The organism is Allobosea sp. TAB14 (assembly GCF_052113865.1).
GTDB lineage: Bacteria > Pseudomonadota > Alphaproteobacteria > Rhizobiales > Beijerinckiaceae > Allobosea > Allobosea spartocytisi.
In genome coordinates, this window is the sequence record NZ_JBFRDQ010000020.1 from 54,370 (window position 1) to 65,923 (window position 11,554).

General features: G+C 66.8%; 9 protein-coding genes. 4 read left to right on the forward strand and 5 right to left on the reverse strand.

All coding sequences use genetic code 11. The annotated features are described in order from the left end of the window. Window positions 1-13 precede the first annotated feature (13 nt). Window positions 14-817: a MetQ/NlpA family ABC transporter substrate-binding protein gene (locus tag AB4Y99_RS04980; RefSeq protein ID WP_441522582.1), complete on the forward strand. Its 804-nt coding sequence runs from the start codon at window positions 14-16 to the stop codon at window positions 815-817. A 234-nt stretch (window positions 818-1,051) separates the two neighbouring features. On the opposite strand, the gene AB4Y99_RS04985 is transcribed toward AB4Y99_RS04980, so the two are convergent. Both AB4Y99_RS04985 and AB4Y99_RS04990 read right to left on the reverse strand, forming a co-directional pair. Next, window positions 1,052-3,253, reverse strand: coding sequence for an esterase-like activity of phytase family protein (locus AB4Y99_RS04985; protein ID WP_441522583.1), 2,202 nt, complete (start codon window positions 3,251-3,253; stop codon window positions 1,052-1,054). Window positions 3,254-3,324: 71 nt separating this feature from the next. Continuing rightward, the gene (locus tag AB4Y99_RS04990; protein WP_441522584.1) at window positions 3,325-3,741 is read right to left on the reverse strand and encodes a hypothetical protein; all 417 of its coding nucleotides are present in this window, start codon (window positions 3,739-3,741) and stop codon (window positions 3,325-3,327) included. A gap of 125 nt (window positions 3,742-3,866) precedes the next feature. On the opposite strand from AB4Y99_RS04990, the gene AB4Y99_RS04995 reads away from it, so the two are divergent. After that, a complete protein-coding gene (locus AB4Y99_RS04995) occupies window positions 3,867-4,688 on the forward strand; it encodes a helix-turn-helix domain-containing protein (protein WP_441522585.1) in 822 nt (273 codons plus the stop codon). A gap of 86 nt (window positions 4,689-4,774) precedes the next feature. Beyond that, entirely contained in the window at window positions 4,775-4,966 is a 192-nt protein-coding gene (locus AB4Y99_RS05000; RefSeq protein ID WP_038364949.1) for a CsbD family protein, read from the forward strand. A gap of 71 nt (window positions 4,967-5,037) precedes the next feature. Here AB4Y99_RS05000 and dnaJ read toward each other — a convergent pair whose 3' ends face one another. Both dnaJ and dnaK read right to left on the reverse strand, forming a co-directional pair. Then, a complete protein-coding gene (gene dnaJ, locus AB4Y99_RS05005) occupies window positions 5,038-6,168 on the reverse strand; it encodes a molecular chaperone DnaJ (protein WP_441522586.1) in 1,131 nt (376 codons plus the stop codon). Window positions 6,169-6,322: 154 nt separating this feature from the next. Further along, window positions 6,323-8,236, reverse strand: a complete 1,914-nt coding sequence (gene dnaK / locus AB4Y99_RS05010; protein ID WP_038364955.1) for a molecular chaperone DnaK — start codon at window positions 8,234-8,236, stop codon at window positions 6,323-6,325. Window positions 8,237-8,581: 345 nt separating this feature from the next. On the opposite strand from dnaK, the gene AB4Y99_RS05015 reads away from it, so the two are divergent. Then, window positions 8,582-9,466, forward strand: a complete 885-nt coding sequence (locus AB4Y99_RS05015; protein ID WP_441522587.1) for a hypothetical protein — start codon at window positions 8,582-8,584, stop codon at window positions 9,464-9,466. An 88-nt stretch (window positions 9,467-9,554) separates the two neighbouring features. Here AB4Y99_RS05015 and thiC read toward each other — a convergent pair whose 3' ends face one another. After that, window positions 9,555-11,432: a phosphomethylpyrimidine synthase ThiC gene (gene thiC, locus AB4Y99_RS05020; RefSeq protein WP_441522588.1), complete on the reverse strand. Its 1,878-nt coding sequence runs from the start codon at window positions 11,430-11,432 to the stop codon at window positions 9,555-9,557. Between the last annotated feature and the right edge of the window lie 122 nt (window positions 11,433-11,554).

Consider the following 11,554-nt stretch of genomic DNA (forward strand, 5'->3'; position numbering starts at 1 on the left):
AGGACCATCGACCATGACGATCTCCCTCACCCGCCGCCTCACGCTCGCCGCCGGCCTCGCTTTGGCGCTCGGCCCAACCGTGCCCGCGCTCGCCCAGCAGAACCAGGTCGTCCGCATCGGCGTCTCGCCCGGCCCCCATGCCGAGATCCTGGAGAAGGTGAAGCCGCTGCTGGCCAAGCAGGGCGTCGAGCTCAAGATCATCGAGTTCTCCGATTACGTCGTGCCGAACCAGGCGCTCGACGCCGGCGAGCTGGAGGCCAATTCCTTCCAGAACCAGCCCTATCTCGACAATCAGGTGAAGGATCGTGGCTTCAAGATCGAGACCGTCGGGCTGACGGTGAACTTCCCGCTCGGCATCTACTCGTCGAAATACAAGAGCTGGAGCGAGGTGCCGGACGGCGCGAGCGTCGCGATCCAGAACGACCCGACCAATGGCGGCCGCTCGCTGCTGCTGYTRCAGGACAAGGGCRTSATCAAGCTGAAGGACGGCGTCGGCKTSAAGCCGACCGTCGCCGACATCACCGCCAATCCGAAGAAGCTCAAGATCATCGAGATCGAGGCCGCCCAGACGCCGCGCTCGCTCGATGACGTCGCCGCCGCCGCGATCAACACCAACTACGCCGTCGACGCCAAGATCGACCCGGCCTCCGCCATCCTGCGCGAGGACGCCAAGGGTCCCTATGTCAACGTCATCGCCGTGCGCAGCGCCGACAAGGACAAGCCCTGGGTCAAGAGCCTGCTCGGCGCCTACCACACGCCCGAGATCAAGGCTTTCGTCGCCGAGCGCTTCAAGGGCGCCGTCCTCGCCGGCTGGTAACCCTCTCCTCCCACCTGGCTTTTCGATCATCAGCCAGGCACCTGCCCGGATGCTCATGCATCCGGGCTTTTTGTTTGTGCGCGCCAGATCGCACCGTCTTTTGATCAAAACGCGCCGTCATTCCGGGCTTGACCCGGAATCCATCATGGGGCGCGGAGCTCTACGATGGATTCCGGATCGGCGCCGCTATCGCGGCTTGTCCGGAATGACGGCGCGTTTCTGTATCGATGTTGCTCAGCGCGGCAGCGGCCCGAAAGCGAAGAACTGCGTCTCGCCCGAGGAATCCTCGACGCCGTCATTGTCGGTCACGACGAAGAGGTGGCCGGCCTTGTCCACCGCCATGCCCTCGACCTTGTCGAGACCGTAGCCGCCGGCCTTCATCAGGTCCGGCGTCAGATCGCGCAGCAGGGTCTTGGAGACGGTCGGGATCTCGCTTGCGCCGATCGCGGCGGGCTTGAGCCCCTTCACCGAGAAGGCCTGGATCGTCTTGAAGGCCTTAGCCCCGAAGGCGTTGTCGCGCTCCAGCACGGCGAAACGGTCGTCGCCGAGCGCGACGAGCTCCGAGAGGCCCATCCAGTGCCCCTTCGCCGGCTGGCTCAGCGGATAGTGCAGCACGCCCCATTCCCTGGTCGCGGGCTTGTAGGACAGGATCTTGGTCTTGCCCTTCGGATCGTCCTGCCATTCGCGCTGCACGGCGAGCCAGACGGTCTCATCCGCGCCGGTGCCGGTGACGGTGACGCCCTCGAAGCCGAAGCGCACGGCGTGCTTCGCCAGCGCCTCCGGCAGACGGATCTCCTCCTCGACCTCGCCCTTGGCCGAGACGCGCAGGAGCAGGTCGGGCAGCACGGCATCCTTCTTCTCCGGATTGCCCTCGGACGCGAGCCAGAAGCCGCCACCGCTGCGCGTCGCGATGCCTTCGAGATCATAGGAGGCGGGCTTGCCGTCCTTCGTCACCGTGATCGCGCCGGTGATGCGGGCGGGCTTCGCCGTCGCGTCGATCTCCAGGATGCGCGAGGGCGTATAGGCGCTGTCGGTGATCGAGAAGAGCTTGCCGGGTTCATCCGCGCGGGCCGCAAGGCCGGAGAGCGCGCCCCAGCCGATCGGCAGGCCGTTCTCGTTCTCGGACTGGATGGTCGGATAAGCGGCGGTCTGCTCGGCGCGACGATAGATCATCACGGCCGAACGCGCCCCGCCCTTCTCGCCGACATCGGTTTCCGAAGCCGAGACGAAGAGGTCGCGCTGCGGGATGGCGAGCAGACCTTCCGGGCCGATGCCGGTCGGCAGCGCCTGCAAATAGCGCGGCGCCTTGCCCGGGCCTTCGTCCTTGTAGACCAGCACCAGCGAGGCACGCTCCAGCCCGACGAAGATCAGCCGGTCGTTGCCGTAGGTCGCGACCTCGATGCCCTCGGGCTCGCTGCCCTTGGCGGCCGAGCGCCGCTCCGGGTAATGGCCCAGCCGCATGGCGAGGTGGTCGACATCCGAGGCGGAGTCGAACTCGACCGTGCCGTCCTTGCGGAAGATCGTGAAGCCGCGCGAGCCGCCCTTCCAGTCGCCTTCATTGGCGGTGACGAAGCGATCATTGTCGAGCCAGCGCACGGCGTCCGGCTCGCGCGGCACACCCTTCAGCTCCTCGGTCGGGCTGATCTTGCCGTCGCGGGTCTTGTCGATGTTCTTCAGGTCGACCGTTCCGGCCGAGAAATGCGTCACCACCTTGCCGGTCTTGCTGTCGACGATGACGAGGTGATTGTTCTCCTGCAGCGTCACCACGACGAGGCCGTCCTGGTTGGCATCGACGAATTCCGGCTCCGGATCGGTCGGCTCGACCGTGGCGAGGCCGGTCACATCGACGATTTGGCGCGAGGCGCAGTCGATGGCGCCGTTCTTGATGCCGATCAGCGTCAGGTTGCCGGCGGGGAGCTGCGGCAGGGCGCCCTTGTTGAGCTTCTCGTCGCGCTCGTTCTCGATGGCGATGACGATCTTGCCCTTGTCCTTGGTCAGCGTCACCGAATCCGGCTGGCCGCCGAGATCGCATGTCGCCACGACCTGCTTCGTCTTGAGATCGACCGTGGCGAGATGGCCGGCCGGCTCCTTGAAATTGTCGCCGGAGGTGACGACGGCGACGAAGGCCTTGTCGCCGAGGATGGTCACAGAGGTCGATTCACCTTCCAGCGGCACGAAACCGGCGGGCTTGGGATTGGCCGGGTCGGCGATGTCGATGAGGCCGAGCGCCTTCTGCTCCGCATCGGTATAGGCGAGCAGCATGCCGTCCTCGCTGGCGGCGATGATCTCGGAGACGGTCTTCTTGCTGCGATCGCGGTCGGCCGGAAGGTTGTCCGGCACCGAGAAGGTCGCGATGCGGTTGAACAGCGGCTCCGCGCCGGCGGTACCGGCGAGGAGCAACGAAGCGAGAGCCGCGAGGGCGAGGGGCTGGCGCATGGGTCGGATCCGCTGGCTGAAGGGGAAACCCGTCGGCTAGTGGGCCTGTGCGACAGCCGCGTGACGGATCCTCAGGCCGGGATCATCGGAGCCGGAACCTCAACCGAACGCTTCAGGCCGATGACCTCCAGCTCCGTCACGACCGCGACGGCGAGCGCCTGCCCCAGGACGAAGGCGATGCCGAGCGAGGAGGGGGCGAACCAGCCCGCCAGCAGGATCAGGACACTGTCGGCGATCCAGATCAGATTGACCGCAACGACGAGATGGATCGCCCAGCGCGGCAGCGTCTCGCGGCTGGCGAACCAGGCGAGCAAGGCCGCGCAAGGCAGCAGGACAAGCCCCGCCCCACGCAGGAAGCCCGTGGGCAAGCCGAGCGGGCCGGCAAGCGCGCCGGCGGCGCCGGCGAGCACGAGGCCCATGCCGGCACAGGCGGCGGCATCGAGGGCCAGGGCGTTGCGCAGGAAGCGCGAGGAGCGGATCGTCGACATGGCAGTCTCCTTCTCGTCTGGGCCGAATGCCCGTTGCGATGAGGAAATGCTGGCGCCTTCACGGCAGCCCGTCGATTAAGCGGGAGGTAATTGGAACCGGCCGGCCGCCCGGCTAGCTTGTCGGCATGACGACACATCACGCTCCGCCCATCGGCTCGCTGCTGCGCGACTGGCGCCAGCTTCGCCGCTTCAGCCAGCTCGATCTCGCGCTGGAAGCCGAGATCTCCCAGAAGCATCTGAGCTTCATCGAAAGCGGCCGCGCCCGGCCAAGCCGCGAGATGGTGCTGCTGCTGGCTGAACACCTCACTGTCCCGCTGCGCGAGCGCAACGCCTTGCTGCTGGCGGCCGGCTATGCCCCGGTCTACCGCGAGCGGTCGCTGGAGGATCCTTCCTTGCAGGCCGCCCGCACGGCAATCGACCTCATCCTGAAAGGCCACGAGCCCTATCCGGCGCTCGCGGTCGACCGGCACTGGAACCTGCTGGCGGCCAACGGCGCCGTGGCCGGCTTCCTCGGCCTTGTCGCGGAGGCGGAATTGCTGGAGCCCCCAGTCAATGTCCTCAGGCTTTCGCTGCATCCGGGCGGGCTCGCAACCTTCATCGTCAACTTCGCGGAATGGAAGGGGCATCTGCTCGCAAGGCTGCGCCAGCAGGTCCGGGCGACGGCGGATACGCAACTCGGCGCCTTGCTCACCGAGCTCTCGGCCTATCCCGATCCGAAAGGCTCTGCGCCGCCCCAGCACGATGCGGGCACCGAGCCCGCCATCGCCGTGCCGCTCAAGCTCAGGCTCGGCGACGCCACGCTGTCGCTGATCTCGACGACCACAGTGTTCGGCACGCCGGTCGACGTGACCCTGTCGGAGCTCGCCCTGGAAACCTTCTTCCCGGCCGACCCGGCGACCGCCGAGGCCTTGCGCGTGCTGGCGGCGACGGGCGCGGGACGCGCTTGAGAACCGGACCGGAACCTTTCGCGGCAAGCTCGGTTGCCTATGCGAAGGCCGCGCGAGCGGCATCGACATCGAAAGGATCCCACGCCATGGGCAGCACGACCGACAAGATCAAGGGCCTGGCCAACGAGGCCGCCGGCAACATCAAGCAGGCCGCCGGCAAGGCGGTGAACAAGCCGGAATGGGAAGCCGAGGGCAAGGCCCAGGAGCTCAAGGGCGAGGCCCAGCAGGCGATCGGCAAGGGCAAGGACGCGATCAAGAAGGTCGTCGACAAGGCTTGAGGCGCAAGCCCGCAGAAACGGAAAGGGCCGCCCTCGGGGCGGCCCTTTTTCTTGCTTTGCTCCGGCGCGGCTCAGGCCGTGCCGCCGAGCCCGCCGAGGAAATCCTTGACCCGGCCGAAGAAGCCGGCCGTCTCGGGATGGTTGTTGTGCGAGCTCTCGCGCTCGAACTCCTCGAGCAGTTCGCGCTGGCGCGCCGTCAGCTTCTGCGGGGTCTCGATCACGACCTGGATGTAGAGATCGCCGACCTCGCGCGAGCGCAGCACGCTCATGCCCTTGCCCTTGAGGCGGAACTGCTTGCCGGTCTGCGTGCCCTCCGGGACCTTCACCCGGGCCTGCTCGCCCGACAGCGTCGGCACCTCGATCTCGCCGCCGAGCGCGGCCGAGACYAGGCCGATCGGCACGCGGCAGAACAGATCAGCACCGTCGCGCTGGAAGATCGCGTGCGGCTTGATCGACAGGAAGATGTAGAGATCGCCCGCAGGGCCGCCGCGCAGGCCGGCCTCGCCCTCGCCGGCCAAGCGGATGCGCGTACCGTCTTCGACGCCGGCGGGGATGTTGACCGAAAGCGTGCGCTCGCGGGTGACCCGGCCCGAGCCCTGGCAATTCTTGCAAGGGTCGTCGATGACCTCGCCACGGCCATTGCAGGTCGGGCATGTCCGCTCGACCGAGAAGAAGCCCTGATTGGCGCGCACGCGGCCATGGCCGCCGCAGGTCGGGCACTGACGCGACTTCGAGCCGGGCTTGGCGCCGCTGCCGGTGCAGGCCTCGCAGGAAACCGAGGTCGGCACGCGGATCGAGGCGTTCTTGCCGGTAAAGGCGTCCTCCAGCCCGATCTCGAGGTTGTAGCGCAGATCGGCGCCACGCTCGCGGGCATTGGCTCCCCGCGGCCCGCCGCGACGGGCGTCGCCGAAGAAGGAATCGAAGATRTCCGACATGAAGTCGGARAAATCGGCCCCGCCGGCGGCCCCACCGCCATTCTCGAAAGCCTGATGGCCGWAGCGGTCATAGGCTGCGCGCTTCTGGCCGTCGGAGAGGACCTGATAGGCCTCGTTGATTTCCTTGAACTTGATCTCGGCTTCGTGGTCGCCGGGATTCTTGTCCGGATGATGCTGCATCGCGAGCTTGCGGAAGGAGCCCTTGAGCTCGACATCCGTCACGGTCCGGCTGACGCCGAGGATCTCGTAGTAATCGCGCTTCGACATCGAAACGTTCTGTCCCTGTGGTCCCGACGCAAGACGGCCGGACTCGAAAGCCCGGCCATCCGCGCGTCAAGCGTCGTCAGTTGGCCTCAACGCCATTCCCGAACGTGGTGGCCGGGTCAAGCCCGGCCATGACGTCGTCATCCCGAGCGCGCGGTTACGCGCTCTTCTTCTTGTCGTCCGAGACATCCTTGAAGTCGGCGTCGATGACGTCGTCCTTCTTGGCTTCCTCGTGATGCTCGCCCTCGGCGGCAGCGCCTTCGGCCTGGCTGGCCGCATACATCGCCTCGCCGAGCTTCATCGAAGCCTGCATCACCTCGTTGGTGCGGGCCTTGATCGCCTCGGCGTCCTCGCCCGTGAGCGCGGTCTTGAGCGCCTCGACCGCCGTCTCGATCGCCGACTTGTCGGCTTCCGAAACCTTGTCGCCGAAGTCTTTCAGCGACTTCTCGGTCGAATGCACCAGGCTCTCGCCCTGGTTCTTGGCCTCGACCAGCTCGCGGCGCTTCTTGTCCTCGGCGGCGTTGGCCTCGGCATCCTTCACCATCTTCTGGATGTCGGCCTCGCTGAGGCCGCCGGAAGCCTGGATCTTGATCTGCTGCTCCTTGTTGGTGGCCTTGTCCTTCGCCGTCACAGACACGATGCCGTTGGCGTCGATGTCAAAGGTCACCTCGATCTGCGGCATGCCGCGCGGGGCCGGCGGAATGCCCATCAGATCGAACTGGCCGAGCAGCTTGTTGTCGGCCGCCATCTCGCGCTCGCCCTGGAAGACCCGGATCGTCACCGCGTTCTGGTTGTCCTCGGCGGTGGAGAAGACCTGGCTCTTCTTGGTCGGGATCGTGGTGTTGCGGTCGATCAGGCGCGTGAACACACCGCCCAGCGTCTCGATGCCGAGCGAGAGCGGGGTCACGTCGAGCAGCAGCACGTCCTTGACGTCGCCCTGCAGCACGCCGGCCTGGATCGCGGCGCCGATGGCGACGACCTCGTCAGGGTTCACACCCTTATGCGGCTCCTTGCCGAAGAACTGCTTCACGACCTCCTGCACCTTCGGCATGCGGGTCATGCCGCCGACGAGGACGACCTCGTCGATCTGGCCCGCCGAGAGGCCGGCATCCTTGAGCGCCTTCTTGCAGGGCTCGATGGTGCGCTGGATCAGGTCGTCGACCAGGCTCTCGAACTTGGCGCGCGAAAGCTTGATGGCGAGGTGCTTGGGACCGGAGGCATCCGCCGTGATGTAGGGCAGGTTGATCTCGGTCTGCGCGGCGCTCGACAGCTCGATCTTGGCCTTCTCGGCCGCTTCCTTCAGGCGCTGGAGGGCGAGCTTGTCCTTCTTCAGGTCGATGCCCTGCTCGCGCTTGAACTCGTCCGCGAGATACTCGACGAGGCGCATGTCGAAATCCTCGCCGCCGAGGAAGGTGTCGCCGTTGGTCGACTTCACCTCGAAGACGCCGTCGCCGATCTCGAGGATCGAGACGTCGAAGGTGCCGCCGCCGAGGTCATAGACCGCGATGGTGCCGGACGACTTCTTCTCGAGGCCATAGGCCAGCGCGGCCGCAGTCGGCTCGTTGATGATGCGCAGAACCTCAAGGCCGGCGATCTTGCCGGCATCCTTGGTCGCCTGGCGCTGGGCGTCGTTGAAATAGGCGGGAACCGTGATGACGGCCTGGGTGACGGGCTGGCCGAGATAGGCCTCCGCCGTCTCCTTCATCTTGGTCAGCGTGAAGGCCGAGATCTGCGACGGCGAATATTCCTTGCCGTCGGCCGAGACCCAGGCGTCGCCGTTCGGGGCCTTGACGATCTTGTAGGGGACCAGCTTGAGATCCTTCTGCGTCATCGGATCGTCGTAGGTCCGACCGATGAGGCGCTTGATCGCAAAGAAGGTGCGCTCCGGATTGGTGACGGCCTGCCGCTTCGCGGGCTGGCCGACAAGGCGTTCGCCGTCATCCGTGATGGCGACGATGGAGGGCGTGGTGCGCGCGCCTTCCGAATTCTCGATGACCTTCGGTGTAGAGCCTTCCATCACTGCGACGCAGCTATTGGTCGTGCCAAGGTCGATACCGATGACTTTACCCATGGATGGGATCCCTTTCGACTGAGCAGATCGCCGACCTGCGACGCGTTCACGCCGCCTGCCGGCCCATGGACCGGCTCGCACCCGCTTCAGCGGCGAACGACCCGGCATTCCACGTTTGACGGTGGTGAAACCGCCCCTTGGGCGCGTATATAGTGAGGGTGTTCCCGCCCTTGCAAGACAGGCGAGCCGATTAAGAATCGGGGATTACACATTCCCGAGTATGCGGCGGGACTTGCCCTAACGTTATCTTTGCGGCGCTTTCCCGGCCGAGTGTGGCCTTTGCGTCCTTGCGCAGGCCAAAAGCACGGCTCATTCAAAAGGGCCGTTTGGCTTGACATGAACCCGATGAAAGCACGCAAGCGCATCGTCCTCGGCCTCGCAGCGCTGCTTCAGGCAGCCGCCGGCACCGCCGCATGGRCGCAGCCGCTGCAACTGCCGGGCGCCCAGCCCTTCAACGCTCCGGGAACCCACCAGGCCGCTCCGCCGGCGGCGGGCGCGCCTGCGGCGCCGCGCCAGCAGAGCCTGCCGGCCCTCAAGATCGCGGGCGAGGAGGCGATCCTCGGCAAGACCCTGCATCTGAACGGCCACCATGGTACCGCCGTCTTCGAGAAGCTCGGCGGCGGCTACGGGCTGAAGCTCAATCTCGACGGCTATCAGGCCGCCAATCTGGTCGAGCCCTGCGCCGTTTCCTTCGGAGATGCGCCCCTACCCGTCACCCCCCTCGGCAAGCCGGCGGGCCTGCCGCGCTACAGGCTGGAGGCGCCGATCTGCCCGATCGTCTTCGACGTGCTCGACGGCGCCCTGCTGGTGACGGAGCCAGCCGCGCCCTGCATCGTGGAAGCCGCGCAATGCCGGATCGATCCGCGGGGGCTCTGGGGGCCGGATCAGGGTGTCGTCGCGAGCCAGGCCAAGGCGATCGAACGCGCGCGCGGCGCGGCCGAGCGCGCACTGCGCGACGGCTACCGGACGCTGACGGCGAAGGCGAACGCGGTCGACCAGCGGACGCTTGCCCGCGAGCAGGCCGGCTTCTCGGGCGAGCGCGAGATGATCTGCCGCGATTTCCAGCGCGAGGGCCAATACGGCTTCTGCGCCGCGCGGGTCACGGAGGCGCGCGCGGCCGAGCTGCGGGCGAGGCTCGGGCTCGGCACCGAGCCGAAGCAGGCGGCCAAGCCGAAACCGCGCCCGGCGGCACCGAAGCCCGCGCCGCTCCCGCTTACGCCCACCCAGTAGCGATTTCTCGGTCCGCGACAGCCGGCGGGTTATTCCGGCCGCCCGAAGGCCGCAACGCGAGCCGCGTCGCGACCTCCGGAGGCTCTGTTCACTCCGCCGCGGGCAGGTAGATGCTACCGCCCTTGTCGAGGAACTCCTTCGACTTGGCCGCCATGCCTTCATCCGCGAGCGCTTCGAGCGCCTTGCGCTCGTTCTCGCCCATCGCCAGAACCTCGGCGCGCAGATCCTGCGTGATCTTCATCGAGCAGAATTTCGGCCCGCACATCGAGCAGAAATGCGCGACCTTGTGGGCGTCCTTCGGCAAGGTCTCGTCGTGGAACTCGCGCGCCGTGTCGGGGTCGAGCGCCAGGTTGAACTGGTCCTCCCAGCGGAAGTCGAAACGGGCGCGGGAGACCGCGTCGTCCCGGATCTTCGCGGCCGGATGGCCCTTGGCGAGGTCGGCGGCATGGGCCGCGATGCGATAGGTGATGACGCCGGTCTTGACGTCGTCGCGGTTCGGCAGGCCCAGATGCTCCTTCGGCGTGACGTAGCAGAGCATGGCGCAGCCATACCAACCGATCATCGCAGCCCCGATGCCCGAGGTGATGTGGTCGTAGCCCGGCGCGATGTCGGTGGTCAGCGGTCCGAGCGTATAGAAGGGCGCCTCGCCGCATTCGCGCAGCTGCTTGTCCATGTTCTCCTTGATCTTGTGCATCGGCACATGGCCGGGGCCCTCGATCATCACCTGGCAGCCCTTCTTCCAGGCGACCTGGGTCAGCTCGCCCAGCGTCTCCAGCTCGGCGAACTGGGCGCGGTCATTGGCGTCGGCGATCGAGCCCGGACGCAGGCCATCGCCCAGCGAGAAGGAGACGTCGTATTTGCGCATGATGTCGCAAATCTCGTCGAAGCGCTCGTAGAGGAAGCTCTCCTTGTGATGCGCCAGGCACCAGCGCGCCATGATCGAGCCGCCACGCGAAACGATGCCGGTGACTCGCGATGCCGTGAGCGGAACATAGGGAAGTCTGACGCCGGCATGGATGGTGAAGTAATCGACGCCCTGCTCGGCCTGCTCGATGAGGGTGTCCTTGAACACCTCCCAGTCGAGCTTGATCGGATCGCCGCCGACCTTCTCCAGCGCCTGGTAGATCGGCACCGTGCCGATCGGCACCGGCGAATTGCGCAGGATCCAGGAGCGGATGTTGTGGATGTTGCGGCCGGTGGAGAGGTCCATCACCGTGTCGGCGCCCCAGCGGATCGCCCAGACCAGCTTCTCGACCTCCTCGGCCGCGCCAGAGGTGACGGCCGAGTTGCCGATATTGGCGTTGATCTTGACCAGGAAATTGCGGCCGATCGCCATCGGCTCCAGCTCGGGATGGTTGATGTTGGCCGGGATGATGGCGCGCCCGCGCGCGATCTCCTCGCGGACGAATTCGGGCGTGACGAATTCCGGCACGCTGGCGCCGAAGCTCTCGCCATCGGCATGACGCTCGCGCGCGCCTTCGAGCATCGCGGCGCGGCCGAGATTCTCGCGATGGGCGACATAGATCATCTCGGGCGTGATGATGCCGGCCTTGGCGAATTCGTACTGCGTCGCCATCTGGCCGGGCTTCGCCTCGAGGATCGGGCGCTCAGCCGGGCAGGCCGGAACGAGCTGCGCCTCGCTGATATGGCCGTTATCGGCGGCGGTGACCGCGCGCCCGGCGACCCGCTCGAAGCCGCGGGCGTCGAGCCAGGCACGACGCGGCTGGGGCAGGCCCGCATCGAGGTCGATCTTCGCGTCGGTCTCGGTAAAGGGGCCGGACGGGTCGTAGATCCGCACCGGCGGTTCGGCGTCCGTGGTGAGCTGCACCTCACGGAACGGCACCCGGATCGAGCCATCCTCGGGTGTCGGCACATAGATCTTGCGCGAGCCGATGATCGGCCCCGTCGTCACGCTTTGCGGCGCGGCCTTGACGCTGTTCTTCTGGGGTTTGCTGTGGGCGTTCATGCGGGATCTCCTCCTTGGTCCAAGGTTCAGGAGATCCGGGTTTGGAAGCGGTCCAGTCGCTGTCTGCGGGCCAAGGCAATCCCCACCCGCGTTCCAGTCCCTCCGCCGGTATGACCCGGATC